Origin of the sequence: Gloeothece verrucosa PCC 7822, assembly GCF_000147335.1 — a bacterium.
Classification (GTDB): domain Bacteria; phylum Cyanobacteriota; class Cyanobacteriia; order Cyanobacteriales; family Microcystaceae; genus Gloeothece; species Gloeothece verrucosa.
In genome coordinates, this window is the sequence record NC_014501.1 from 3,576,218 (window position 1) to 3,602,988 (window position 26,771).

At 39.3% G+C, this 26,771-nt stretch carries 28 protein-coding genes; 13 read left to right on the top strand and 15 right to left on the bottom strand.

All coding sequences use genetic code 11. The features are described from left to right. Positions 1 to 7 precede the first annotated feature (7 nt). Complete coding sequence (locus CYAN7822_RS15705) at positions 8 to 1,120, bottom strand: acyltransferase family protein (RefSeq protein WP_013323258.1); 1,113 nt, start codon at positions 1,118 to 1,120, stop codon at positions 8 to 10. Between the two features lie 352 nt (positions 1,121 to 1,472). Between CYAN7822_RS15705 and CYAN7822_RS15710 the strand changes: the two genes are divergently transcribed. After that, positions 1,473 to 2,054 (top strand): Uma2 family endonuclease, encoded by a 582-nt coding sequence (locus tag CYAN7822_RS15710; protein WP_013323259.1) that lies wholly within the window; start codon positions 1,473 to 1,475, stop codon positions 2,052 to 2,054. 37 nt (positions 2,055 to 2,091) lie between these two features. Here CYAN7822_RS15710 and CYAN7822_RS15715 read toward each other — a convergent pair whose 3' ends face one another. Next, complete coding sequence (locus tag CYAN7822_RS15715) at positions 2,092 to 2,310, bottom strand: hypothetical protein (RefSeq protein WP_013323260.1); 219 nt, start codon at positions 2,308 to 2,310, stop codon at positions 2,092 to 2,094. Between the two features lie 167 nt (positions 2,311 to 2,477). Between CYAN7822_RS15715 and CYAN7822_RS15720 the strand changes: the two genes are divergently transcribed. Next, entirely contained in the window at positions 2,478 to 3,884 is a 1,407-nt protein-coding gene (locus CYAN7822_RS15720) for a hypothetical protein (RefSeq protein WP_013323261.1), read from the top strand. Between the two features lie 28 nt (positions 3,885 to 3,912). Here the strand turns inward: CYAN7822_RS15720 and CYAN7822_RS15725 are convergent, their stop codons facing one another. The 4 genes from CYAN7822_RS15725 to ileS all read right to left on the bottom strand — a co-directional run bounded on the left by CYAN7822_RS15725 (position 3,913) and on the right by ileS (position 8,140). Then, positions 3,913 to 4,566, bottom strand: coding sequence for a Uma2 family endonuclease (locus tag CYAN7822_RS15725; RefSeq protein WP_013323262.1), 654 nt, complete (start codon positions 4,564 to 4,566; stop codon positions 3,913 to 3,915). A gap of 14 nt (positions 4,567 to 4,580) precedes the next feature. After that, positions 4,581 to 4,838 carry a hypothetical protein gene (locus CYAN7822_RS15730; protein WP_013323263.1) on the bottom strand — a complete coding sequence of 86 codons (258 nt, stop codon included), beginning with the start codon at positions 4,836 to 4,838 and terminating at the stop codon, positions 4,581 to 4,583. After that, positions 4,801 to 5,160, bottom strand: a complete 360-nt coding sequence (locus CYAN7822_RS15735) for a DUF6972 family protein (protein ID WP_013323264.1) — start codon at positions 5,158 to 5,160, stop codon at positions 4,801 to 4,803. The genes CYAN7822_RS15730 and CYAN7822_RS15735 overlap by 38 nt, the downstream gene beginning before the upstream one ends. 100 nt (positions 5,161 to 5,260) lie before the next feature. Further along, complete coding sequence (ileS, locus tag CYAN7822_RS15740) at positions 5,261 to 8,140, bottom strand: isoleucine--tRNA ligase (protein WP_041933783.1); 2,880 nt, start codon at positions 8,138 to 8,140, stop codon at positions 5,261 to 5,263. Between the two features lie 176 nt (positions 8,141 to 8,316). On the opposite strand from ileS, the gene CYAN7822_RS15745 reads away from it, so the two are divergent. The 3 genes from CYAN7822_RS15745 to CYAN7822_RS15755 all read left to right on the top strand — a co-directional run bounded on the left by CYAN7822_RS15745 (position 8,317) and on the right by CYAN7822_RS15755 (position 9,654). Then, complete coding sequence (locus CYAN7822_RS15745; protein WP_013323266.1) at positions 8,317 to 8,907, top strand: hypothetical protein; 591 nt, start codon at positions 8,317 to 8,319, stop codon at positions 8,905 to 8,907. 73 nt (positions 8,908 to 8,980) lie between these two features. Beyond that, complete coding sequence (locus tag CYAN7822_RS15750; RefSeq protein ID WP_013323267.1) at positions 8,981 to 9,217, top strand: hypothetical protein; 237 nt, start codon at positions 8,981 to 8,983, stop codon at positions 9,215 to 9,217. Then, a complete protein-coding gene (locus CYAN7822_RS15755; protein WP_013323268.1) occupies positions 9,217 to 9,654 on the top strand; it encodes a type II toxin-antitoxin system VapC family toxin in 438 nt (145 codons plus the stop codon). The genes CYAN7822_RS15750 and CYAN7822_RS15755 overlap by 1 nt, the downstream gene beginning before the upstream one ends. Positions 9,655 to 9,660: 6 nt before the next feature. On the opposite strand, the gene CYAN7822_RS15760 is transcribed toward CYAN7822_RS15755, so the two are convergent. Next, entirely contained in the window at positions 9,661 to 9,906 is a 246-nt protein-coding gene (locus CYAN7822_RS15760; RefSeq protein ID WP_425365323.1) for a hypothetical protein, read from the bottom strand. Between the two features lie 214 nt (positions 9,907 to 10,120). Next, entirely contained in the window at positions 10,121 to 10,579 is a 459-nt protein-coding gene (locus CYAN7822_RS15765) for a peroxiredoxin (RefSeq protein ID WP_216701608.1), read from the bottom strand. Between the two features lie 338 nt (positions 10,580 to 10,917). Here CYAN7822_RS15765 and lpxA point away from each other — a divergent pair, with 338 nt between their 5' ends. Then, positions 10,918 to 11,748 (top strand): acyl-ACP--UDP-N-acetylglucosamine O-acyltransferase, encoded by an 831-nt coding sequence (gene lpxA, locus CYAN7822_RS15770; RefSeq protein ID WP_013323271.1) that lies wholly within the window; start codon positions 10,918 to 10,920, stop codon positions 11,746 to 11,748. Between the two features lie 43 nt (positions 11,749 to 11,791). Further along, positions 11,792 to 12,946 carry a lipid-A-disaccharide synthase gene (gene lpxB / locus CYAN7822_RS15775; protein WP_013323272.1) on the top strand — a complete coding sequence of 385 codons (1,155 nt, stop codon included), beginning with the start codon at positions 11,792 to 11,794 and terminating at the stop codon, positions 12,944 to 12,946. Positions 12,947 to 13,171: 225 nt separating this feature from the next. Here the strand turns inward: lpxB and CYAN7822_RS15780 are convergent, their stop codons facing one another. Beyond that, a complete protein-coding gene (locus CYAN7822_RS15780; protein ID WP_013323273.1) occupies positions 13,172 to 14,383 on the bottom strand; it encodes an ABC transporter permease in 1,212 nt (403 codons plus the stop codon). Between the two features lie 178 nt (positions 14,384 to 14,561). Between CYAN7822_RS15780 and CYAN7822_RS15785 the strand changes: the two genes are divergently transcribed. The 4 genes from CYAN7822_RS15785 (at position 14,562) to CYAN7822_RS15800 (ending at position 18,294) form a co-directional block, all read left to right on the top strand. After that, the gene (locus CYAN7822_RS15785) at positions 14,562 to 15,341 is read left to right on the top strand and encodes a DUF1350 family protein (protein WP_013323275.1); all 780 of its coding nucleotides are present in this window, start codon (positions 14,562 to 14,564) and stop codon (positions 15,339 to 15,341) included. Between the two features lie 280 nt (positions 15,342 to 15,621). Beyond that, on the top strand, positions 15,622 to 17,373 hold the full coding sequence (locus tag CYAN7822_RS15790; RefSeq protein ID WP_013323276.1) for a ShlB/FhaC/HecB family hemolysin secretion/activation protein: 1,752 nt from the start codon (positions 15,622 to 15,624) through the stop codon (positions 17,371 to 17,373). A 254-nt stretch (positions 17,374 to 17,627) separates the two neighbouring features. Next, complete coding sequence (locus CYAN7822_RS15795; RefSeq protein ID WP_013323277.1) at positions 17,628 to 17,936, top strand: TIGR03792 family protein; 309 nt, start codon at positions 17,628 to 17,630, stop codon at positions 17,934 to 17,936. 10 nt (positions 17,937 to 17,946) lie between these two features. Then, positions 17,947 to 18,294, top strand: a complete 348-nt coding sequence (locus CYAN7822_RS15800) for a hypothetical protein (RefSeq protein ID WP_013323278.1) — start codon at positions 17,947 to 17,949, stop codon at positions 18,292 to 18,294. 5 nt (positions 18,295 to 18,299) lie between these two features. Here the strand turns inward: CYAN7822_RS15800 and CYAN7822_RS15805 are convergent, their stop codons facing one another. The 4 genes from CYAN7822_RS15805 to purD form a co-directional block, all read right to left on the bottom strand. Beyond that, a complete protein-coding gene (locus tag CYAN7822_RS15805; protein WP_049802570.1) occupies positions 18,300 to 19,370 on the bottom strand; it encodes an NAD-dependent epimerase/dehydratase family protein in 1,071 nt (356 codons plus the stop codon). A gap of 148 nt (positions 19,371 to 19,518) precedes the next feature. Next, on the bottom strand, positions 19,519 to 20,571 hold the full coding sequence (locus tag CYAN7822_RS15810; RefSeq protein ID WP_013323280.1) for an NAD-dependent epimerase/dehydratase family protein: 1,053 nt from the start codon (positions 20,569 to 20,571) through the stop codon (positions 19,519 to 19,521). Between the two features lie 138 nt (positions 20,572 to 20,709). After that, positions 20,710 to 22,749, bottom strand: coding sequence for a two-component system sensor histidine kinase NblS (nblS, locus tag CYAN7822_RS15815; RefSeq protein WP_013323281.1), 2,040 nt, complete (start codon positions 22,747 to 22,749; stop codon positions 20,710 to 20,712). Positions 22,750 to 22,860: 111 nt separating this feature from the next. Next, positions 22,861 to 24,126 (bottom strand): phosphoribosylamine--glycine ligase, encoded by a 1,266-nt coding sequence (gene purD / locus CYAN7822_RS15820; protein ID WP_013323282.1) that lies wholly within the window; start codon positions 24,124 to 24,126, stop codon positions 22,861 to 22,863. A gap of 97 nt (positions 24,127 to 24,223) precedes the next feature. Between purD and CYAN7822_RS15825 the strand changes: the two genes are divergently transcribed. Beyond that, entirely contained in the window at positions 24,224 to 25,171 is a 948-nt protein-coding gene (locus CYAN7822_RS15825) for an NAD-dependent epimerase/dehydratase family protein (protein ID WP_013323283.1), read from the top strand. Between the two features lie 175 nt (positions 25,172 to 25,346). Here CYAN7822_RS15825 and CYAN7822_RS35785 read toward each other — a convergent pair whose 3' ends face one another. Continuing rightward, the gene (locus CYAN7822_RS35785) at positions 25,347 to 25,664 is read right to left on the bottom strand and encodes a hypothetical protein (protein ID WP_013323284.1); all 318 of its coding nucleotides are present in this window, start codon (positions 25,662 to 25,664) and stop codon (positions 25,347 to 25,349) included. An 18-nt stretch (positions 25,665 to 25,682) separates the two neighbouring features. On the opposite strand from CYAN7822_RS35785, the gene CYAN7822_RS15830 reads away from it, so the two are divergent. Next, on the top strand, positions 25,683 to 26,309 hold the full coding sequence (locus tag CYAN7822_RS15830; RefSeq protein WP_013323285.1) for a molybdenum cofactor guanylyltransferase: 627 nt from the start codon (positions 25,683 to 25,685) through the stop codon (positions 26,307 to 26,309). A 317-nt stretch (positions 26,310 to 26,626) separates the two neighbouring features. Here CYAN7822_RS15830 and CYAN7822_RS35790 read toward each other — a convergent pair whose 3' ends face one another. Beyond that, a complete protein-coding gene (locus tag CYAN7822_RS35790) occupies positions 26,627 to 26,743 on the bottom strand; it encodes a DnaJ domain-containing protein (protein WP_071881424.1) in 117 nt (38 codons plus the stop codon). Positions 26,744 to 26,771: the final 28 nt, after the last annotated feature.

A 26,771-nucleotide genomic window follows, 5' to 3' on the forward strand; every position in this document is an offset into this window, starting at 1 on the left:
TTAGGTCTTAGGTACTTTTAAATTTTAAAATTTTTTTTAAAGATAATTCTATTTTGTTGAAGAGAAAGATATATAGGGTTAAAAAACAAGCAGTGATTATTAAAGAAATAGCCAGGCGAGGATATAAGGGCAATTTAATATATTTTATCAGGCTTGGTAATAAGATAAACAAAAGCGGCTGATGCAGCAAATAAATTTGATAAGAATTTCTGCCAAGTAGCGCAATTAATTCCTTCAGATAGGTAATTTTTTCAATAATTTTTTGACTAACCCAATAACAGAGTAACATGATTAAAGGAGTGAATAACAAATCAAATCCTAACATATACCTAACGTCTATTTTAGAGATAAGCAAAATTGCATAAATAACTAAACCAATAGCAAAAGCAACCAGAGAAATTAGCCAATCTTTTCGCCTAAGTTGATCATTTTTATAATAAATAAATCCCCAATAAAAACCTAAACAAAAAGGAAATATATAACTTAAAATCCAATTGTTTTGAATTAGAGAGGCAGTATCAATAAAGTTATTGCTTAGGCTAATTAAACAAATAATTTTAGTTAAGATTCCCAAACCTAAGCCTAGATTAAGAATACGAATAGGGCGATTGTTACAAATAAAAAATATCAAAGGAGTAATTAGATAACCTTGTAGGATAGCAGAAAAAAACCAAAAGCCAGGATTTAAAGTTTTATATCGGGCATAACCTGGCCAACCAATAGCAATTAAAATAAAATCCCCGAGGGAGTTAATTTTTATTTGATGCCCTGTAGCCAAATAAAGAATCATTGTTACCAAAATTACCAGCCAGTAGGTCGGATATAATCTAACTAACCTTTTTTTGAGCCAATTGAACCAGTTGATTTGATTAAAACCCTGAGAATTTTGATTGACTTGTTTTAATAAAGATAAAGTCGTATTAAAGCCAGCAATAACAAAAAATATGTTCACAGCAGTAAAAGCCAAGCTGTTCCCTATTTGATACAAAAAGTTAACTAAGCCGCTTCCATCTCGGTAATTTTGGAAAAAATGATAAAAAACAATAATTAAAATTAATATTCCTTTACTATAATCAATCCAATATAAATATTTTTTTGATAAATAATTGGCTGTATTCATTAGTTAATCGGGTTACTTTTAAAACAATTGATTAGGTTAAATACTCCTAACCACCAATCCGATTGCAAGTTGAGTAAAATCTAATAAAACTCTAATAGGGGACAGTTAGGAAGATATTTAAAGCACTTACTATTAAAATAGCATTAAGGGCAGGGTTTGGCTAGAGTGGGACTAGGGACAAAACTAAGAAAATAAGTCCTTTAAAGATTTTAAGATTCTTATGGCTAGGAGTAAGTTCCCAGCGAAACCCTAGCGTTTTAAATTTAACTATTTATCTAAGTAATTTCGCGGGTAAGAGCGTTTTAAAAGTAGCTACAATAAAATACAGAGACATAAAAGGGGAGGAGGGTGAGTGAGTACCATTACCATTAATCTTAAACCATTAATTGCTTTAACAAGAGAGGCGTTTTATGAACTCTGTCAAGCTAACCCGGATATTTCCTTTGAACGTACCGCACAAGGAGAGTTAGTCATTGTGTCACCTGTAGGAGGAGGAAGTGGAAAAAAAGAAGCGGATATTATTGCTGATTTAGCGCTTTGGAATCGTCAAACGGGATTAGGGGTGGTGTTTAGTTCTTCGACTATTTTTAGTCTACCATTAGGTGCTGATCGTTCTCCTGATGCGGCGTGGATATCTCTGGAACGATGGAATGCTTTAACTCCTCGACAACAGGAACAATTTCCGCCAATCTGTCCTGATTTTGTGATTGAATTGCGTTCGCAAAGTGATAATTTAAAACCTCTTCAAGGGAAAATGCAAGAGTATTTAGATAATGGTATTAGATTAGGGTGGCTAATTGATCCGAAAAATCAACAGGTAGAAATTTATCGTCCGAGACAAGATATAGAAGTGTTAAAGTCTCCTATTAGTTTATCGGGTGAGGATGTATTACCGGGTTTTATTTTGGATGTGAGTCGAATTTTGAACGGGTGAGAAGATGGATAGTAGAGACTTCCTCTTCAAGCTTAAATCATTCTTGAGTTAATTCTAGATCGCGTTTAGCTCTTTTAATAGCACCCTCTTGTAATTTTTGTTTAACTTCTTCAGATAAAATAGTTTCACCTGTTGTAACTGCTTGATGTCCTTGTTCTACTTTATACAATAAGTTAAGACGTTCCATTAATTCATCAAATGTAACATCTTGCGGCATTTCTTGAATTGCTTTGAAAATTTTGTCTTTTACTGTCATAAATTTTTCTGAATTAAAACTCTATATAGCCTATGATATAACTAGAGAATAATCCTAGCTATACTGATTTATTATTTTACATAATTTTACAATTATGATGGCAAGCTATATAATTTCATGCTACAATTATACTACAAAAACCATTTAACCTAGCTAAAGTCCTAAAAATGATCCCTACATCTAAGCAATTACTTCTACAAGAAGAAGTCGTACTCTATAATAATATAGCTAAAATCGATAACTGTGAAGGTCGTTTAATGGTAGAACTTGAGATTTATCCTGTTCCTCGCATTGTTTGGGAATTTGAAACAATCGATAACTCAAATTATAATCTACCTCATCTAGGACAACCCATCAACTCTTGCCTAGGTCACTTATTTTCCTTAAACAAAGCAGTTATTACGGGCGAAACCTTGTCTATGTATCATTTTGCACTAGAAAAAAGAAGAGGTTCTTCTCTTGAAGCAATTTACAATTCTTTAGAGGAGGTAGCACATAGTTTTACTTTTTACTTAACCAATACCAAATTTTTAGAATCCAACCAATTATTAAAGTTAAAGCAAGGGCAAGGTTTAGAGCAAGGTCAACCATTGGTTATTGAATTTTCCTACAATCAAACTTGGACAATTTCTTTAATAATCAAAAAAGAAGCCTTAGAATGGTTAAATCCAGAAAACCGCAATAGAGGAACACTAATTACAGCACAAGGAGAAATTTGGCAAAAAAATTTGGCTGAAATTGCTAGAAATAATGAGAATGATTTACCTAATCTATCTTTAACAGAAGTTAAAAATATTTTTAATAATTTTGCTTGGTTTTTATCTTATGCAAACGGAGGATATACTGCTCCCCTATTTATTGAAGGTCAAAGGCTTTTTGATAAGCCTGCTATATATCCTGTTTGTGCATTAGCTAGTCAATATAAAACTACTCCTTTAGAACAATTATCTGTTTCATGGATTACACCTTGCAGTGATTTAGAAAAGTATATAGAACGTTTTTCAACTTTTGAACGGATGATTCAAAATTCTTTATGGAAAGATACATTTGACTTTACACTCATTCAATATTTTCAAGCAACACAGCATTATATGGCATGGCCAGTTAGAGCAAGTGCTATTGGCGCGGCTCTGGAACGTTTAAGTTATGCTATCCTAGTTGAAGATGAGACTAATCCTGCTCAAAAATCTAAGATAGATTTATTATTTGATATAACAAAAACTGGACAAGCTAAACAAACTTGGAATTTAGGCAAAAAACCTGGACAAGAACATATTAGTGTTACTGGTAAACGCCTAAGATTAATGCTTGAACGCATAGGATTAACTCCATGTAGAGGATACAATGATATAAACGATGTACCAGAATTTCTTGAGGTAAGAAACGATGCCGTTCATCCTAGAGTCAGTAGTATGACAAAGGAAAGGCGCTGGCAATTAATTGACCAAGGAATTCAATGGATTGATGAAATTTTGTTATGGCGCTTAGGTTATAGTGATAAATATTTAGACCGGAGTCAAAGAAAATCTATTACTCCTCGTTATGATTTAAGCTTACGTAATTCAAGTTGGTAATGGCGTAGAAACGTCGTATGCAATGTTTTTACAATGGGGGTATTTGTTTAAACTTCTCTAACAACCATACTCCCACTTTACCATGATTCATCTGACGACTGAGGCGCAAAGCTTCTGTTATAACCGATATAGATAAATTAGGTAAAACTTGAGACTCATTAATCCGTCTACTCCCACCATTTGCAATAGCAAACGCAATAACATCAACATTATTTACATCAATAATCCAATATTCCCTAACTCCCAAATCCTCATATAAAAGCCGCTTTTCTCCCTTATCATCCGCTAGAGAACTACTAGCAACTTCAATCACTAAATCTGGTGCAGGATATTGATCAACACTAATAATTGAGGTTTCCCAAGGAATAATTTCAGCATTTTCTCCTATATAAAAAGAAACATCAGGTTGAGCATCTTGAAAACCCGTCTTTCGGTAAGTACAATTATCATGTACATCTAAATCAATCCCTTTAAGACTGGCAAATAAATTAACAGCAACAATCACAATTGCATGATCTCTAGAATGAGGATTACCTAACGGAGTCATTTCAATTCTTACTCTTCCATTGTTGTAATAAAACTTGGCCTTTTCATAGCTCGTATTTTGGTAAAGTTGAAGATATTCATCCCAGGTTGCATTAACCCATGTCTCTGTCGGAAATTTTATTTTTATAGTTGTCATACTTTTTTATCCATCTAAACTACATCCTGAGCTAAAAGTCTGCCATCTACCCGTTCATATTCATCCTCAAGTAACCAGGAATGTGCTTCATCGTAAGTCGAACCAGAAAAAATCAGCTTGTATTTCTCTATAGGATCATAAATATATGACTTTCCATCCTTATCACTTACTAACATCAAAAGACGAGGAGGAAACACAATAGTATCAACCCATAACTCAACAAATTCCCAATTATTAATTTGTTCGGCGAGGTTTGGTGCGGGGGATAACATGATAAATATCTGTTCCTTTAATAATTTTTATCTCAGCGTAGTAAAGAGGTATTTGATTTCCATCTGCTTTTAGTATATATCCAATTGATTGAGAAAAATAAAGTCCGTAGCGTTCATAGTTATCTGTCTCATCTTCAATACCTGTTCTTTCTCCTTTTTCAATAATAGCTTGGGTGACTCGTTCCATCGTCTCTCGATCGTTAAAAACATAAGCTTTTCCTTCCTTTCTTAGTAGTCTAATAACTTGAGGCGTATTGGGAAGATGTTTCAAAAACAGGTTAATTCTGGGATCTGGTGTGATTTGACGGTTAATACCACTCATATTAATTCCGTTTACATCGGAATCCTAATTGTATATTACTCCTCGCTTAATTTTGTCTGGTAGGGTGAGTTAAAACAATATAACCCACCCCATAATTTAATTAAAACTTACCCTGTAAAGCCGCTTCACAACGTTCACAAAGAGTAGGATCATTAGGAAACTTACCCACAAGAGTCGAATAATTCCAGCATCTTTCGCATTTTTGGCCATCTGCTTTTACTATTCCCACTCCGAGGGTTTCTGACTCACTCTTATAATTCGCTTTTTCCATAGCTTTAAGTGAGTCGACTAACTCCACTTGAGAGGATAGAAATAGATAACGCAACTCATCAACCCGATCGCCGGATAAACTATCAGAAGGGTTAAAAGCTTCCAACTGTTTTCTTAACTCCTTATCCGAGAGATACAGCAACACTTTAGCGTCCAAAGATGCACCGATCATTTTATCTCTTCGCGCTAACTCCATTACCTTATTCACTTCATCCCGGACCTGACGTAATTTTGACCACTTAGCGGTTAATTCTGGCCGTTTCCAGTCAGGTTTTAGGGTTACCCATCCCGACTCAAACACGGAATTATAAGGAGTTTTATAAGGTAAGAATTGCCAAATATCTTCCGCTAAATGGCATAATACCGGCGCGATCGCTTTTGCTAAGTTTTCCACTGCTACCGCTAAGACTGTCTGACAACTGCGGCGGCGTAACGCATCTACATCAGAAATATACAGTCTATCTTTGGCGATATCTAAATAGAAGTTAGAAAGATCCACCACACAGAAATTTTGCACCACTTGGAAGAAGCGGAAAAATTGGAAGCTTTCAAAAGCGTCAGTTACCTCGTTAAACACCTCAGTGATGCGATGCAACATATATTGATCTAATTCCGGTAAGTCCTGATATGCCACCGCATTTTTTTCCGGGTCAAAATCATGTAAATTCCCTAATAAAAATCTAGCGGTATTGCGGATCTTATTGCGAATATCCCCTAACTGTTTCAGCATATTTTGACCGATGGGGACATCCGAAGAATAGTCTACCGAAGATACCCACAACCGCAATACATCAGCACCATAAGGAGGTTCTTTCTTTTGATCCTTTCCTCCATTTATAATCATGGCCGGATCAACTATATTTCCCTCAGACTTACTCATTTTGCGGCCTTGTTCATCTAAGACAAACCCATGAGTTAACACCGTCTTATAGGGGGCAATACCATTAGTAGCGGCACTGGTTAATAAACTCGACTGGAACCAACCCCGATGTTGATCAGATCCTTCCAAATATATATCTGCTGGATATTTTAACTCAGGGCGTTGTTTTGCTACTGCCGCCCAAGAAGAACCCGAGTCAAACCAGACATCCATTGTATCTGTACCCTTGCGATACTTGCGCCCGTTGTTGCGGTATTGTTCGGGTAATAATTCCTCTACCGATAACTCCCACCAAGCATCTGATCCTTTTTGGGCAAAAATTTCTTGAACGTAGTTGACGGTTTCTTCAGTTAATAGCGGTTCGTTCGTTTCTTCGTCGTAGAAAACAGGAATAGGAACCCCCCAACTCCGTTGACGAGAGATGCACCAGTCAGAGCGATCCGCTACCATTGGAGTGATACGGTTTTCGCCTTGTGCGGGTATCCAGGTTACAGTTTTGATCGCTTCTAAGGCAGTATCTCGGAACCCTTCAACCGATGCAAACCATTGTTCTGTGGCACGAAAAATAGTGGGTTTTTTGGTGCGCCAGTCGTAGGGATATTTATGTTGATAGGGTTCCTCTTTTAATAATGCACCCTTTTCTTCGAGTTCTTTGATGATCGCTTCGTTGGCATCTTTGAGGACGTTTAAACCGGCAAATTGTCCGGCTTCGGCGGTAAAGTTTCCTTTTTCGTCTACTGGGGAAAGAACGGGTAGACCATATCTTTGACCTACTATATAGTCTTCTTGTCCGTGTCCGGGCGCTGTATGAACTAACCCAGTCCCTGACTCAGTGGTTACATAGTCTCCGCCGATGAGGATCTCGCTTTCTCGATCAAATAAAGGATGACGATAGGTAGTGTGTTCTAAGTCTTTTCCTTTGAGAGTTGCTTTGACGGTTAGGGGAGTGTCAAAAGTAGCGGCTAGTTTGTCGACTAAGTCGGCGGCGACGATGAAATATTTATGCTTGCAGATAGGTTTCCCTGATTCTACTACAGCATAGGTGAGTTCAGGATTGAGGGCAACCGCTAAGTTACCCGGAAGGGTCCAGGGGGTTGTTGTCCAGATAGCAACGCCTAAGTCTTTTAGGTAAGGTTTTAAGACTTTTTGGGCGGTATCCGATGCTTTAGTAACGGGGAAAACCGCGTAGACACTCCGAGAAGTATGTCCTTCTGGATATTCTAACTCAGCCTCAGCAAGGGCCGTTTGTGAACTGGGACTCCAATGAACGGGTTTTAGTCCGCGATAGATGTATCCTTTGAGGGCCATCTCTCCGAAGACTCCGATCTGTGCGGCTTCGTAGTCAGGGGTTAGGGTAAGATAGGGGTGTTCCCAGTCTCCCCATACCCCAAAGCGTTTAAAGCTTTCACATTGTTCTTTTTGGGTGGATAGGGCAAAGTCTCGCGCTTTATGCCGCAGTTTCAGGGGGGTTAAGTCTTCGCGTTCTTTTTGCTTCATGCTTTGCAGGACTTTGAGTTCGATGGGGAGTCCGTGACAGTCCCATCCAGGAACGTAGCGTACTTTATAGCCGCGTAGGAGTTTATATTTATTGATAATATCTTTAAGAATTTTGTTTAAGGCGTGACCCATGTGTAGGGTTCCGTTGGCGTAGGGTGGGCCGTCATGTAGTATAAAGATGTCACCGGCGTTATTTTGTGACAGTTTCTCATAAATTTGGTTTTCTGCCCAATATTTTTGCAGTTCGGGTTCTCGTTTGACTGCATTCGCCCTCATATCAAAGTTAGTCTGGGGCAAGTTTACGGTGTCTTTGTAACTTTTTGCTTCTGTCACAGTGGTATAAGAGTTCTGTATAGGTTTGCTTTCTCCCATGATATTACATTCGTTCTCGCGCCAAGGAAAACTAAGTAGACTATCAAGATTTTTTCACCAAAGTCAGTTTGACAAAATATTTGGCTGCTTTTATAATTAAAGTCAAATTACAAGTCGGCTCGACGGAAGAAAATAAAATGACTGATGAAGTAAAAAAAATGGTTCAAAATTTATTGGCGCAAAAAGCTGGAAATAAAGAGCTTCCCATTAGTCTACCGAGAGAGACTTATGCTCAATTGGAATTTATATCTCAAAAGGTAGGTATTTCTGAAACTGATTTTGCGACTCAATTGATTATTAGTGCCCTCAAAGATGCTGAAGGGGTGATTAAGTCTTTTGCAGGTAGCGATTATTCTCTATATTCTTCAATATCTTCAGATTCTTCTTCTTTTGATCAAGTTAGTCAACTCCGTCAAAAAGTGGGTAGACAGCCTATTAGTAATCTTGAGGTCACAATGTTAAATGGGAGACTAATTAAAAATCGAAAAGCCGTTGACACATTTCTTGAGGTTATTACTGCATTAGGAATTGAGAAGGTTAAAGCTTTAGGAATAAAGCACCGTAATTGGGATTTAGTATCAACTCAAAAACACCCTAATGATAATTATCAACAACATCCCGTAGGACGCTACTGGGTCATGACGACTTCAACGACCCAAGAAAAAAAAGAAATTTTGGAACAAATAGCTAGGGGGCTAGGAAAAGAAATCTTAATTAAAATTGTGTAAATTTAATGCTTATTTATATATTTCCGGTATTATAAAAGCCAATGATACTAATTTAGTTATAATAGTAAATAGTATGCACAACGAATTTAAAATGAAAGCGCAAAATATTAGCCAGTTAACTTTAGAAGAACTCACCGCTTTAATTACGAAACTTGTTGATGAAAGAATTAGTCAGGTACAACATCCTTTACAGGCAATAGATCAAGAACATTTAAAAAAACTTTTTAGATCAATTGATAATCATATGTGGACACCTCCTGCTGATGCTCCTTCAACTTTAGAACTTTTGCGGCAAGATAGAGATAGATAATGCCAAATTATGTAGTTGATACTAGCATAGTCATTCAGAGGTTTATTAGAGAAACTTACACCCCCAACGTAAGAGCTTTATTAAATCGTCTATTAGTAGGTGATCAACTCTATATTCCTGAATTTTGTCTTTTAGAATGTAGTAATGTTTTTTGGAAACAGGTCAGATTTTATGGCTTATCAGAAGAAAAAGCGAACCAATTCATTAACGAACTTAGAGAAATTTCTTTTCAAATAGTACCTGTTAGCTATTTACTTAATTCGGCTTTAAAAATAGGATTAACCTATCAATTAGCTATTTATGATTCACTTTATATTGCTCTAGCTTTAAGACTAGATTATCCTTTAATTACTGTTGATGAACGTCAAGCACAAGCGGCAAAAGATTGTGGTGTTACTCTTATACCCATTACAGATTTTAAACCGCAAGAAGATTAACTTGAATTAAATAATATTTGAATTGCCTTGATTAACTTGAGATTTAGCCAACCTAATGAGCATTCTTAACGCCTCATTAACCGCTTCATCCGTCGGAAACGCTTCTGCTACATCAGGATCTAATAAAACTAAATTTGTTCCTTCTTGAAACCGTTTATAATATTTACCTCTAACGCCTCCTTTGATTTGACTGAAATCATATTCTTCGCTAAGTTCATCCTCTAATTCATTTTTAAAATTATTGCTCATCATATTCTTTGCCTACTCTACTAGATATTATAGCCCGCGTAGGCGGGCTTCGTTCGGTTGGCCCCCACCCTTCAGGGTGAAGCGGCACTATTAACCCTTGATGAAAGATGAGTCCGAACCTTAGCCAATAGTTCCTATCAAATTATCTCCTTTAAAAATTTTGCTGTGCCTCCCTTAACTTCCGTATAAAAAAGCAGCAGCAAAATATATTCTAATCTTATTTAACCGCTTCTAAAGTTTTTAAAGATTCGCTAACATGAGCTTTAAAATCAAAAGCAGAATCAAAAATATGTTTAACGATTCCTTCTTGATCAATTACATAAGTCACGCGGCCAGGAAGGATAAACAGAGTTGCAGGAACCCCAAATAACTTTCTAACTTGATTATTCGTATCGCTTAATAAAATAAACGGAAGCTTATATTTACTGGCAAAACTTTGGTGAGACTGAGGTGAGTCTCCACTAATTCCAATCACTTCCGCCCCGGCTTGCTTAAACACTTCATAACTATCCCGAAATGCACATGACTCTGCTGTACAACCCGGAGTATCATCTTTAGGATAAAAATACACCACTACCGCCTTTTTGCCCAGAAAATCAGAGAGACTGACTTTTTCTCCACTTTGGGAAGGCAGGGTAAAATCTGGAGCGCGATCGCCGACTTTGAGAGCCATAATTTATACTAACGGTTTTATACTTAAAGGTCTTTTTTTAATTATCATACGCCTGAATGTAAACTTTTGCAAAAGTCATTAGTCAATAGTCATTCCCCTTTCCCCTTTCCCCTTTCCCCTTTCCCCCCACACCCTACACCCTACCATGTTCAGCGTTACCCACAGTCGCTTGTGCTAGGAGATCACCCTATTCGCTAAAGTCAGGAACAACAGCAACATAACAAGCAACTAACAACTTAAAGATGTTTGACGCACTTTGTTACAAGACTTACTATTGACTTTAATCTGTATTTGTAACCTGTATCAAAGCTCAAAAACTCTATAAACCATAACTAAAGCCAATGCTGATTAACCTACGCCCGGGAGACACTCCCTTGAGTACCCTAATTCATCCTACTGCTATTGTTCATCCTCTAGCCGAACTTCACCCTACTGTAGAAGTGGGACCTTATGTCGTCATCGGAGAAAATGTTAAAATTGGGGCCCAAACCGTTATCGGCCCTCATGTCCTCATCGAAGGACCTACAGAAATTGGCGTAGGAAATCGGATTTTTGCCGGTGCTGTCATCGGAACTGAACCCCAAGACTTAAAATATAAAGGCGCGGCAAGTTGGGTTAAAATAGGCGATTACAACCAGATTCGAGAGTATGTCACGATCAATCGAGCTACAGCCGAAGGAGAAGTCACCCAAATCGGCAATAATAATCTCTTAATGGCCTACGCTCATGTAGCTCATAACTGTGTCATAGAAGATGAGGTGATCATTGCTAATTCCGTTGCCCTGGCCGGGCATATTTATATAGAATCAAAAGCTAGAATCAGTGGAGTCTTGGGCGTTCATCAGTTTGTTCATATTGGCAGTTTGGCGATGGTTGGCGGCATGGCCCGTATAGAACGAGATGTTCCTCCCTATACTACAGTAGAAGGAAATCCCTCCAGAGTACGAACCTTAAACTTAATCGGCTTAAAGCGTGCTGGTTTGACTGATGAAGCCATATCCGAACTCAAACGCGCTTTTCGGCTCATTTACCGTTCAGAATTCACTTTTACTCAAGCCCTAGAACAGCTAGAATCTTTCTCTAATAATCCTTACGTGCAACATTTCCGTCACTTTTTACATCAGTCTACTACTGTAGAAGGACGACGCGGACTCATTCCCGGTAAAGGATAATTTAGCACTAGCCCCTTAATTCATTCATACATTAATCAATCAAATGCGGATTTTTATTAGTACAGGCGAAGTATCTGGAGATTTACAAGGGGCAATGTTAATTGAAGCCCTTCAACGTCAAGCCGCCATCAAAGCCATTGATTTAGAAATAGTCGCCTTGGGAGGTGATCGCATGGCGCAAACGGGAGTTAACTTATTAGGCAAAACTCCTAAAATTGCCTCTATAGGACTTGTGGAAGCCTTACCCTTTATCCTTCCCACTTGGAAACTTCAACGTCAGGCTAAACAATATTTACGGGAAAATCCCCCGGATTTATTAATTTTAATTGACTACTGTGGCCCTAATGTGGCCATCGGGAAATATGCCCGTAAATATTTACCCCAAGTGCCGATTCTGTATTATATTGCGCCTCAAGCTTGGTTATGGACCACTAACAAGAAAACCACTGAGGAATTAGTTTATATTACCGATCATCTCTTGGCTATCTTTTCTCAAGAAGCCCGCTATTTTGCCCAAAAAGGCTTATCGGTGAGTTGGGTGGGTCATCCCATTTTAGACCGTATGCAACAAGCACCCACCCGAGAAGCCGCCCGCGAAAAATTTGCACTTACACCCGATCAAACGGCGATCGCCCTGTTACCCGTTTCCCGTAAACAAGAATTAAAATATCTGTTACCGGTTGTCTGTCAAGCCGCCCAACAGCTTCAAGAAAAACTCCCCTTAGTTCATTTTTTAATTCCCGTTGCTTTAGAAGACTATCGCCCTACCTTAGCGGCAATGGTTGCTCAATATGGACTCAATGCCACTATTGTAGATGGTAAATCTTTAGATGCTTTGGCGGCGGCTGATTTAGCCATAGCCAAGTCCGGAACAGTCAACTTAGAATTAGCCCTGTTAAATGTGCCTCAAGTGGTGGTCTATCGTCTCACCCCTTTAACCTTGTGGATAGCGCGGACATTCTTAAATTTTTCTGTACCTTTTTTATCCCCTGTTAATATTGTGGTAATGGAAGAAGTTGTGCCAGAATTGTTTCAAGAGCGAGCAACAGCCGAGCAAATTGTACAAGAATCTTTAGAGCTATTACTGAACCCTCAACGTCGTCAACAAACCTTATCTGACTACCAACGGGTACGGGAAGAATTAGGAGAAGTGGGCGTTTGTGAGCGTGCGGCTCAAGAAATTCTAGAATATCTCTAAATTTATCATCTAATCTGTTTTTTTCTCAGGCTCAAGGGCTAGAAAAACTATTGAGAAGAAAATTATCCTAAAAAATCAGCAAAATGAATACAATTGATTTGAACCTCTGCCTTTAGGTAGATAAAGATTACACAGAAATATAGTATATTATGTTAAGCATTAGTTTTTCTGGTTACAAAGCGTCGCTACTCAGCATGACGCTTTTTTAGTAGGAGCCAATGGAGATTAAGCGCTTCTTAAAGCAAGAATTGGATCTAATTTAGCCGCTCGTTTAGCGGGAAAAATACCAAAAAATAAGCCGATTATGCTAGAAAATCCCAAAGCTACAACAATGGCTACAGGAGAGATTATAATACTCATGGCATAAAATGTTTCAGCCACAATTATCCCGCCAACGCTTAGAATAATCCCCGTCATTCCTCCAGTAGTTGTTAAAATAACGGCTTCTATTAAAAATTGTAGCATAATATCTTGATTTTGTGCCCCAAGGGCTTTACGCAATCCGATTTCTTGCGTTCTTTCGCTGACTGAGACTAGCATAATATTCATCACCCCAATACCCCCCACCAATAAAGAAATACTAGCGATGGCTGCCAACATTCTTGTTAATCCTTCATTCATTGCTGTGGCGGTTTCCATCACCAGTTGTTGATTAATAACCGAGACATATTTATCTTGTTTGACTTGATGTCTTAATTGAATTAAGTTAGCAATCTGAAACTCGGCGGCTTTGACGCTTTGTTCATTTTTAGCTAAAACCGCAATTAAAGTTAAAGAAATGCCATAAGGCGACTGATATCCCACCAATTGATGAGACATCGTGGTTAAAGGAACAAAAGCCCGGTCATCCTGATTAGCCCCAAATAAAAAACCTTTAGGCTGCAAGACTCCAATCACCTGAAAACTGGTATTTTTAATTTTAACTTGATTCCCAATCGGATTTTCATCTTTAAACAATTGCTCCGCCAATTGAGAACCTAAAACCACTACTCGGTTATTTCGTTTAAGATCAATATTATTAATAAATCTTCCGGTGGCTAGATGATAATTTCTAACCCTTAAAAATTCAGGAGCCACGCCAAGAGTTTGATTATTATAAAGATTATTTTTATAAGTAACTAATTGTTCTGAAATAATTTCCGGAGAAACTTCAGTAACCGTAGGCACATTGCGAGCAATTGCTTTAGCATCTTCCAGCACTAAAGGTCTAGCATTAATAATCGTTCTTCTCATAGAGCGAGAAATACTCACAAACAAAACCGTAGGGCCTAAAGCTTGAAATTGTTGAGCGGCTAATTGCTGTGCCCCCTGTCCAACTCCCACTAGAGCAACTACAGCACCGTTTCCAATAGCAATTCCTAGCATGGTTAAACTACTACGCAATTTATTAGCCATCAAGGAAGATACGGCCATTTTTAGATTTTCTAGAATTTCCATAAGATTAATCTCTTGCTTGCTCTAATCCATTTTAGAGGCAAACCAAAAAGCCCAAATCACAAAGCCGATAAATAGTATTGTTCCCAAGCTGTTAGCGAAAAGGTTAAAAAGGTGGGAGTCGATCAAGGTCATGCTATTTTAGGCGATAATATTAACGAATGTAAAATTCTGACTGGATATGAACTGGCAAGAGTTTTCAGGAAACTGGGTGTTAATTCCTCGACAACCCGTTGGTGTGATTCACTTTCTCGGAGGCGCTTTTGTGGGAACGGCTCCCAATTTTACCTATCGATGGTTGTTAGAAAATTTGGGTAAAGCTGGATATGCTATTATAACCACCCCCTTTGTTAACACTCTCGATCATACTGCTATTGCTCGTAACGTCCTCAACCGTTTTGAGAGTATTCTCGAACGTCTTCAGGCAACCAATGTTCTAGGACAACGTTATCTTCCGATTTATGGTCTTGGCCATAGCATGGGATGTAAGTTACATTTACTGATTGGCAGTCTGTTTTCTGTAGAACGCGCGGGGAATATTCTCATCTCCTATAATAATTATCCCATCCGTCGTGCTATTCCTTTTATAGAACAGTTACAGATTGATAAAACTTTTCAGCTTGAGTTTGCCCCTTCCCCTGAAGAAACCAACGTTTTGATTGCCAAAAATTATGCTGTACGGCGTAATCTTTTGATCCGTTTTAATAATGATGATATTGATCAGACAATTCTTTTAAACCCAGTCTTAGAACAACGTTTTCCTCAAATGGTGGCTACCCTAACCCTGAAGGGCAATCATTTGACTCCTTTAGGTCAAGATTTTGAGTGGCAAATGGGGGAAGTTTTTACTCCTTTGGATGCCATCGGACAATGGGTGAAACAAGGTTTATCTCGGGATTTATATAGTCTCAAGCAAGAAATTGTGCGATGGTTAAATCCCCTTGAACTTAAAAAAATATAGGTGGGCTTTTTTGCGGCTTTTAAAAACCCATTCTAGCCGCCATAAATTCTCAAGAAATTCTGACTTAAATCGGCAAAATTCTCAACTAAGAACAGTGGGAAAATCCCTAATTTATTGAGGATTAGGGCTTGTTCAATGATGATTACTCAGCAAGGTCGAAAAAGAACAAATAATCGTAACAATACCATCTAATCAATAGAGACTAATGATAAAGTAAATCTGACAGTTTATACTTGGTCAGTAACTTTGCGGCTTATAAGTTGACTTCCCTCATTTAACTATGGTTTACCGATCCATTCGTCATTGGATACCGTCTCTATTGTTGTTACCTCTAACAGGAATGATGCTAGTCAATAGCTTAGGACAAGATTCTGTATCGGCACAGATCAATAATCCACTTCCGTCATTTCCAAGGGGGCCTTCACAACCAGACACTCCTGCTCCTGCGCCCTCTCCTCTGCCTCCCCCTGATCAGATTTTACCCCCTTCTGCCCCGTCCCCTTTACCCGGAGAAAATTTTCCCAGTAATATCCCTGGCACCATTAGGGTTAAACGGTTTGATTATGAAGGGAATACCGCCTTCAGTGACGTTGAATTAGATCGGGTTACTCAACAGTATACCAACCGCCCCATCTCTTTTGCGGAACTTCTTGAAGCCAGAACAGCAGTGACTCAACTGTATGTCAATAATGGCTATGTTACCTCCGGTGCCTATATTCCTCCTCAAGCCATTGAAAACGGAGTGGTTAAGATACAGATCGTTGAAGGCAGTCTAGAACAAATTAATGTCAAGGTGGAAGGAAAACTCACTCCTAGTTATGTCCGCGATCGCATTGCGGTGGCTAGTGGTCCTCCCCTCAATGTAAATCGTCTGCTAGAAGCGTTGCAACTGCTACAGCTTAATCCGATCATTAAGCGAATTTCTGCTGAACTATCGGCGGGAACTCGCCCAGGCACCAGTATCTTAGATGTTAACGTCGCCATCGCTGATACCTTTACCCCGGAGGCGATTTTTGATAATGGTCGTAATCCTAGAGTCGGTAGCGAACGACGAGGAATACAGCTAAGCGATACCAATTTAATTGGTTTTGGCGATAATATACAGGCTTGGTATTTAAACACCGAGGGAACTGATGATGTGGATGCGGCTTATACGATTCCTGTTAACCCCTACAATGGTGCTGTTAGGCTTGAATACCGTAATGTTACCGCTAAAGTGATTGAACAACCCTTTGATCAATTTGATATCACTTCAGATTATCAAAAGTTTCTCTTGAGTTTTCGCCAACCTATCCTTCAAACGCCTCAGCAAGAGATTGCCGTAGGACTAGGGTTCGACCATCAAAAAACCCAGACACGCTTATTTGGTGTCGGGTTTCCCACCCGAGGAACTAACAACCGAGGACGCACCAATATTTCTACCCTTCGTTTTTTTCAAGAAGCCACTCAACGCAATGAACAAGAAGTATTAGCCGCTCGTTCAGAGTTTAGTGTGGGTGTAGATATATTTGATACGACAGAACCCTTTGATCAAGCCGTTAATCGTTTTGCCCCAGGTCGGGATTATTTTATCTGGCGAGGCCAAGGACAATGGGTTCGTTTGCTCGCTCCTGATACTTTATTTGTGATTCGCAGTGACATACAGTTAGCGAGTAATCCTCTGGTTTCTATTGAACAGTTTTCTCTTGGGGGTCTGGGTAATGTGGTGGGGTATCGTCAGAATTATCTGTTAACTGATAATGGCTATTTTGGCTCTGTAGAAGTGCGTCTTCCTATCTATCGCGCTCGTCAACCCGATAATATTTTGCAAATAGTTCCTTTTGCCACTGTGGGGGGGGGTTGGAATATCCGCGAAGCGCCTAATCCTACTCCGGGAACTATTGCTTCTATCGGTCTTGGATTACAATGGCAGTACAGTGATTATATTAGTGCCCGCATTGACTGGGGGATCAAATTAGTGCCGATTCGTCTCGAAGGCCATACGCTACAAGATAATGGAATTGTTTTTTCTTTCATCTTTAGACCTTTTTAGGCTTTGTTCTGGCCTCAATTGACCTGAACCGGTGAGAAATTATTTTTATTAATGATTTCGCTACTGAGAAATTTACGATTATCTTGTCTAATTTTCGCTGCCTCCTCATTATAGAAAAATTGATATTCTTCCATCTAAAGTTTAGACTTGCCGCTTCAAGCATAGATTTGATAAAATTAGTCCTAAGCTACTTAAAATCTGTAAAGAGCTTTAATTAATCAAAAATTTTCATAAGTAGATAGTTTGAATTAACAATGGTAATTGAATGGTTAAAATTTCGAGTTCCGGCTCAATCCCGAGAAAAATTTATCCAAAAAGATGAACTAATTTGGACAGCCGCCTTAGCCAAATTTAAGGGATTTTTAGGTAAAGAAGTTTGGGTTAATCCTAAAATCGATGATGAAATTGTTTTAGTCATCCACTGGGAAAACCATGAAGCTTGGTCATCCATTCCGGCGGCGGCTTTAGAGGAAATTGAAGATAAATTTTCTCAAAGTATGAGAAATGATGAATATAAATTAATTGAATCTGGAGAATATCAAGTTCGCAAATTTATTAGTTAAAATGCTGCTCATGGCTACTTGTCCTCGTTGTCATCAATTAGTAGATAAACAAGCGGTTCGCTGTCCCTATTGTCAAAATGAATTAAAAGCCTTTGGTCATCCGGGGATTCCTTTATACCAAGCGGCAAAAGATAGTTATTTATGTGAAAGTTGTCTTTATCATGAGGATGATAGCTGCAATTTTCCTCAGCGTCCCTATGCCCAAACTTGTACCCTGTATCAAAATAAAAATGAGCCGCTAATCGCCCAGTTACCCCAACCGAGTTTTAGTACCAGGGTTCGGTTTTGGGTTCGCAAAAATTGGGGCTTGATTTTATTAATGGGTTTAATTGTGATTAGTGTGGCCTTGGCTTTTTGAGACTCCTACATTAAGGACAAACTACACCAATTAGGGTTTTTTTCAGCATAGGCAGCAATCTCCTCAAGCACCTGCTCAATTTTTGTTTTGGGGAACCAGTCCCAGACATGACTCGCTTGAGTGGGATCTAAAATCATCCAAGGTATATCAAAAGGTCGTTCTAAATCAGTTTCAATCACTTCATTGGAGCCAAAATAGTTTTCACACCAATAGCTTAACTGACATAAAGACATACTATTGTCCACACCACCACTAATATTAATAACTCTAGGCTTTTGTGTGTTCAATGGTTCGCCAAATTGCTGATGTAAAAGTGATATTAAATCTCTAGGGTGGAGACAATCTCGAACTTGATAGCCTTTACCGCCAAATCCAATGTATTTGAGAGGGCGTTTTTCTCGGAAACTGTGAATCCAAAAGGCAAAAATTCCCTGTCCGGGATGACCAAATTGTCCCGCCCCCGCCATCACCCCACAGCGATTAATCCACACAGGAAAATTAAAAGTCGCTCCATACTCTAAAGATAAATGTTCTGAGGCAACTTTTGTACTGCCATAGAGAGAAACTGGGGGAGATGTAGAATAATTTTCTGATACTCCGGCTAAAGATATTCCTTGAGGAAATTTTTGCTCGGCTATCGGCTTAAAAGCGCCGTTAATTTCTTTAACTTGAAGATGGCTTAAACCGGGAATGTTATAAACCCTGCTAGTAGACAGTAGAATAAATCCCGCCTGATAGCTTCGGCAATATTCTAATAAATTAATGGTTCCTTGTAGATTGTGCTGAACTAGCTGTAAACTATTGGTTTTTCCGTCTACCCCTGCTAAAACACAGGGATTCGCTGCTGCATCAATTACCCAATCTACAGGGGGCAAAGCAAGGACATCGCTGGCTTGGCGAATGTCACCATGACGAACTTCTACGCCTAATTTTTGTAAAGGTTCTTTATTAATCCAACTACCGGAACGCGATAAATTATCAATTCCAATAATTTTATAATCTGTTGATGACTCTCGAAAGGCTTTTGCCAAGGTTGACCCGACAAAGCCGCAAATCCCAGTGATTAATAAACGCATAGTATTAGCTCTTAACAGATTATGTACCTGGACATAAATAAAGTTCATTATGTTAAGAAATGTAAAAATATTGAAAGCATGCGCCTGTTCCCTGTTGCCTGTTGCCTGTTCCCTTGCCAAACAGTTAACTTTACTTTTGTCCAGGTAATTATTGTAAGCGTTTTTGCCAAGATTCCACTATTTGTTTAATGGTTTCTTCTAAAGAGATGGTAATATCCCAATTCGGATAATGTTCCCGCATTTTTCGTAAATCTGAATAATAACAAATGTGGTCCCCTATGCGATTTTCCGACAGATAAACATAACGCATGGGTTTGTTACTGTACTTTTCGGCTAATTTAAAAGCTTCTAGGATCGAACAGCTATTATTTTTCCCGCCACCAAGATTATAAACTTCTGCACAGCGAGGAGATTCAATAAAAGCGTGAATAAAGCGGGCTACATCCAGAGAATGAATGTTATCTCTAACTTGTTTACCTTTATAGCCAAAAATTTTGTACTCACGTTCTTCTAAATTACACTTAACTAAATAGCTCAAAAAGCCGTGTAATTCTACTCCTGAGTGATTCGGCCCAGTTAAACATCCTCCTCGTAAACAACAAGTCGGCATATCAAAATAACGCCCGTATTCTTGAACTATCACGTCGGCGGCTACTTTAGACGCACCAAATAAAGAATGTTTGGACTGATCAATACTAAAGGTTTCGGCAATGCCATTAATATATTCTGGATCATCATAGTCCCAACGGGTTTCCAGTTCTTTTAAGGGAATATAATTAGGGCGATCACCATAGACTTTATTGGTGGATAAATGAACAAAAGGCGATTCCGGGCAACTGCGGCGGGTTGCTTCCAACAAATTAAGGGTTCCCACTGCATTAGTATCAAAGTCATCAAAAGGAATTGCTGCGGCTCGATCGTGGGATGGTTGAGCCGCACAGTGAACGATCGCATCCGGTTTAAGTTTTTCTAATAAATCTAAGACCCCTTGGCGATCACGGATATCTAATTCATGATGATGAAAGTTATCTAAAAATTGTTGTAGTCGTTGTTGATTCCAGCGAGTGTCCCCTTGAGACCCAAAGAAAACGGCACGCTGATTATTATCTAGCCCGTGAATTAGCCAACCTGACTGACTAAAATAAGTACACACTTCAGAGCCAATTAACCCCGAAGAACCCGTTACTAAAAGTTTTTTCATTCTTATGTTATTAATCGAGTTTATCTAAAAATATAGGCGTAAAATTTCTCAAATTTAAGAAAATGATGCCTCATGAATGAGATTAAGTTCATTCTACATTAAAAGCACCACTGCTATAACCTTTTTTCTGGGGCCGATTCAGGCTGTAGGAGTTGTATGAGACTGGGGTTGGGAACTTTTTCCGGACTCTTGCTCTAAAGGCAGAGATTCTAAAGAGCTATCCTGATAAACATCCAACTCAAACCAGAAAGTGGTTCCCACACCAACCTCACTAATTAAATGAACTTTACTACGGTGTTTTTCTTCAACAATATTTTTCACAATCGATAAACCTAACCCGGTTCCTTCCAAGGTATGAACCCGATTTTCTACTCGGAAAAAGCGGTCAAAAATCGCCTGTTGGTCTTCGGCATCAATTCCTATTCCGGTATCAGAAACTTCAATTCTAACTTGAGAAGCTTTTCTAGAATGCTCAGATTTTGGTCGAAGTTTATAAGCCCGAATAACAATCCGTCCTCCCGACTCAGTAAACTTTAAAGAATTGCCGACTAAATTGGTTATCACTTGTAACAACAAATCATAGTGACCTAAAACCGTCGGTAAATTCGCTTCAATTTCTTGATATAACTCAATATTTTTATCCTTGGCATTCAGTTGATAAGTCCGTAAAGTTTGATCAATTAATTGCCCTAAATCCACCGCATCAAAATGATAAATCCTGCTCGATTCCAAACGAGATAAATCTAAAACATCATTCACCAAACGAGTGAGACGATCCGTTTCGTGATTGGCGGTTTCTAAAAACTCTCGCCGCTCACTTTCGGTTAAATCATCACCAAACTCAGTTAAGGTTTCTATAAAAGACTTAATATTAAACAACGGCGTTCTCAACTCATGAGAAACATTACTAATAAACTGACTTTTTGCCTCATTTAATTCCACTTCTCGGGTAATATCTTGTACCGTCATCGCTATGCCTTTAACCGTTTCCCGATATTGATCAAAAACCTGAGTTAAAAGAATACGCACCGTGCGGGGACTAGGATGAGAAAGGGTGACACGAAATTCTCCGGGTGTGCTGTGCATTTCCTGATGAATGGTCAACTGAGAACTGCCTTGAAAATGAATTTCATGGGATTCAATCTGCTCACCCACCGCAAATTGATAGAGAGGTTCAGTTAATGTTACCGTTAATTCTGGCGGAAAAAGATGCAGAACATTCCGACCGATTACATCTTTATTTTCCCAACTAAATAAACGCCTAGCTGCCGGGTTAACTAATAATAATTGTAGATTTGTATCGAGTAAAATTGCCCCATCAGCAATGGTAGAAACTAACGTATCTAACTTAGCTTTTTCGGCGGTCATTTCTTCAATATTTTGTTCTTCATAGCGTTCTAGCCGTTCAGCCATTTCATTGAAACTGCAAATTAACTCTCCTAACTCTCCGCCTAGGGGTAAATCTATTCTCTGTTTAAAATTGCCGGTAGCAATATTTTTCACCCCGACTAGCAACTCTTTAATGGGTTTCGTGATGGTTAAAGCATTAAAAACTGCCCCAAGAATCACCATTGCCCAAATAGAAATAAAAACAGCAATGGTTACATCTCTCGTTAAATTAGAAGAAGCCGCCACCGTCGCATTAGGATTAATGCCAATGGCCAACACGCCCAAATATTTCCCATCTTGGTTAAGCGGCACAAAGACATCCGTCACCTCTCCATTGGGAGTCAAATGTTGACGAACCATCGGCCGGTCAGCGTCTTTAGCATAATTCTCAGGTAACTGAATCGTCCTTTCGATGGTTAAAGAATTTTTCACTTGGGGTTCCGAGTAGGGTATCCCAAAAAAGATCTTTCCTTCAACATCCGCATACATTAGATAGCGAACACTAGAGGTAGTGCTATAAAAACGACTAGAAAACCGCGCCACCTCTGTCAGATTATCCTCAGCAATTAAGGGCGCAACATTAGCCGCCAGTAGCAGCCCTAAGTCTCGACCAAAACGGGTATCATTGAGGCGGGCATCTTGTTGAATTGTGTTGACTGCCCAAAATGTCAGACCACTCATGAATAGAGACACAGCAAGGGTTGCTGCCGCCATTAATTTAGTCTGGAGGGTAAACTCTGACCACCAACGACCAATAACTTCTCGAATTGTTTGGAGTAGTCCTAGCACGGTTATCAATTATCAGTTACCACTAATAAATTCAATTTTTATCTTTAGTTTAAACAAGAAAGCATGACTATCTTAGCTTATAACTGATGGTGACTGAGAATAGTGTTGGATTTAGCGAGCGCTAACCCGGTGACCAATATCTCGTCTATAGTACATTCCTTCAAATTGAACAGCCTTGACTCCTTGATAAACTTTCTCAATGGCGGCTTCAAAGGTGTCGCCAATGGCAGTAATGCCTAATACCCGTCCCCCACTGGTAACCAGTTGATAATTTTTTAAGCTGGTTCCGGCGTGAAACACGACAGACCCTAAAGAGGAAGCCTGATCAATCCCTGTAATCACTTTACCCTTTTCATAAGCATCAGGATAGCCTCCAGCAGCCGCCACCACACAAACAGCCGTTGCTGATTTCCATTGTAGCGGGGGAAAGTGTTCTAAGCGCTTTTCACAACAGGCGAGTAATAATTGATCTAAAGGCGTTTCTAGCAGGGGTAAAACGGCTTGTGTTTCGGGGTCACCAAAGCGGCAGTTATATTCTAGAACTTTGACCTGCCCGTCTGGGGAAATCATTAAGCCGGCATAAAGAACGCCCCGATAGTCAATACCTCGATTTCTCAAAGCCGCTACGGTTGGGGCGAGAATTTCTCTTTCGACTCGTTCCATAATTTCAGGAGTGGCCACGGGTGCCGGGGCATAAGCGCCCATTCCGCCGGTATTTTTGCCGGTATCTCCCTCGCCGATGCGTTTATGGTCTTGGGCAGGAATTAGAGGACGAAAAGTTAACCCATCAGTTAGGGTTAAAACAGACACTTCTTCTCCTACGAGAAATTCTTCTACGACGATTTGAGTAAACCCTTCTTCTGTGAGGGCATCTACAGCCTTGAGGGCTTCTTCTTCGGTTTGGGCCACTATTACCCCTTTACCGGCCGCTAACCCATCAGCTTTGACGACAATGGGCGCTCCTTGTTGTTTAATATAAGCTTTAGCCGCATCGGGATCACTAAAGCTTTCTCCGATGGCTGTAGGAACTCCGGCTTCTATCATTAACGCTTTTGCCCAAGATTTACTCGCTTCTATTTGGGCCCCTTCTCGAGTCGGTCCAAAAACTTTGATCTGATCTTGTTGTAAGCGATCACTAATTCCCAAAGATAAGGGCAATTCCGGACCCACTACCACTAAGTCTATCCCGTTATCTAAAACGACTTGAGCTATTGCGTCAAAATCATCCACCGCGACCGGAATATTCTCACATTTTGCCAAAGTGGCTGTACCACCGTTGCCGGGAGTACAAAATACTCCTGTCACATTCGGAGATTGTAGGAGTTTCCACGCTAGGGCGTGTTCTCGCCCACCATTACCAACAACTAATACTTTCACGAGCCAATATACTGTTACCCTATAAACAAGGATCAATTATTACTGATTCTTGATTCACAATAGGATAATTAACCTTTATTTTTTATTTTTTGCTTCAATGGCTAGTTACATTGTTACTGGAGTTGCTGGTTTTGTTGGTTCTCACCTGGCAGAAGCTTTATTAACCCAAGGTGAAAAGGTCGTTGGTGTCGATCAAGTTAATGACTATTATGATCCCCAGTTAAAACGCAAAAATTTGCAAATATTAAATAAATATAGCGATTTTGAATTTATAGAAGCCGATATACAAGCTTTAGATTGGCAGAAATTGTTAGTGGATGTTGAGGTGATCTATCATCAAGCCGCACAAGCGGGAGTCCGGGCGAGTTGGGGAGAGGGTTTTCGTCTTTACACCGAACGCAATATTAACGCCACACAGATTATCCTAGAAGCGGCTAAAGAGGCGAAATCTCTCAAGCGTTTAGTTTTTGCTTCTACCTCTTCAGTGTATGGTAATGCAGAAACCCTACCCACACCCGAAACCATCTGCCCTCAACCGGTTTCTCCTTATGGCATTACTAAACTAGCAGCCGAGCGTTTATGCTGGTTGTATCATCAAAATTTTGGGGTGCCTGTGACGGCTTTGCGCTATTTTACGGTGTATGGTCCTCGTCAGCGCCCTGATATGGCTTTTCATAAATTTTTTAAAGCGGCGATGTTCGATCAAGCTATCCCCATTTATGGCGATGGAGAACAAACCCGAGATTTTACCTTTGTTAGTGATGTTATAGCGGCTAATTTAGCGGCTGGGACTATCCCTGAAGCTGTGGGAGAAGTGTTTAACATTGGTGGGGGTAGTCGAGTGGTATTAACCGATGTTTTGGCTAAAATTGATGAGATCACCGGTCGTCCTATCCGACGGGAATATATCGAAAAAGCGATGGGAGATGCGCGACATACTGGGGCAGATACCACTAAAGCCCAAAAACTCTTAGGTTATCATCCCCAAGTGGCTTTGACAGAAGGATTAACTCAAGAATGGGAGTGGATTCAACAACTTTATTAGTCAAGAGTCAAGAGTCAAGAGTCATTGATTAATAGTTTTATGTTGTCGGTTATTAAGTGTAAAATAGCAACAGGCAATAGAAAAGAATTTTAGGCATTTTTAAGAGTTAATTTATTATTCGTTTATTTATGCTCACCGACTTATTTACTAATGACAAATGACTAATGACTAACGACTAACGACGCGACAAACGTACTATCAAACTCAGACAGGCGAGAATATAACCTGTGGTTACTAAACCGTTAAGATAAAGTAAACGCACTGTCCAGATGTCTGAACCCAAGGCAGATCCAGTCCAGAGAGTAGCATAAACCAGTAACCATATTAAAGTTAACCTAACTGATAGACGGCTCACTGAACGTTGCTCAGTATTGCCCTGATGACGGTATAGTGTCCATAAAGAGGGTATCCAACCGATAAGGGGGAACAGATACCACATTAATTGAACTTTATTGAGTTTTTCCTCCCCAAAAGGATCACTTCTATTCATCATTTTTTTAAACCTAAAAGCATGGAACCATTTCCAAAAAGTTCTATTACCGCTATAGTCCTCGCTGGAGGACAAAGTTCTCGTATGGGACAAGATAAAGCGCTGATTAATCTTGGTGGCGTTCCTCTACTCAAACAAATTTGTCTGATCGCCACTGAATGCGCTATGGGGGTTTATGTGATTACTCCTGCGATTGAGCTATACCATTCTATATTACCTAATGGATGTCAACTGATTCGAGAGGTCTGTTTACCTGGAGAAACTTTGCCTCACGGGCCTTTAGTGGGTTTTGCACAAGCGTTAACTCAAGTTAATACCGACTGGGTTCTTTTACTAGCTTGTGATTTACCTTACCTGAGCGCGTCACAGTTGCAGCAGTGGAGTCAGTCTCTTTATACCGTAACAGAAGATATGATGGCGGTACTTCCTCGACGGAATAATAGATGGGAACCCTTATGTGGATTTTATCGCTGTTCTTGTTTGGCGTTGCTCAATGAGTTTATCCGCCAAGGAGGAAGGTCTTTTCAGGATTGGTTAGGGCGGCAATCAGTGCAAGAATTATTAGTCAGTGACCCTAATGTGTTATTTAATTGTAATACTCCTGAAGATTTGGCTAAAATAACCGCAAAATACAATTTTTTGGCTTGATTTTGAGTTTGAATGAAATTTCATCCCATTGACATAGTGATGACATAAGTTTGACATAAACTGCTTCTATATTCGAAGAAGTCAGATAACTCACTTTTAAAAAAACTTTCCTTCCTAGAAAGTTGCTGGGGACTCAAAGTAGTCTCAATCTAAAAAAGGCTACTTTGATAACTTCATCACCTGCTCCTTATTAAAATGATTAACGCTTCCTTCTGAACTACTTTTGTGGTAGATGACTCAACCTATATAATCAGCCCTAACTTTCTGATTTTTGTCCCTCAGAATTGCTTAAGGGCTGTTTTTTATTAGGGATTAGTTCAATAAATAAGTGGATGATACTGTCGGGCTTGACGACGCAATGCTATTTTTATCTCTCTGTGTGTTGCTTGGGGAGAAACCTGAAGAATTTCATAATAATTGAGTGACTCTACCATCAGATTAAATTATTCTACTTAAATGACT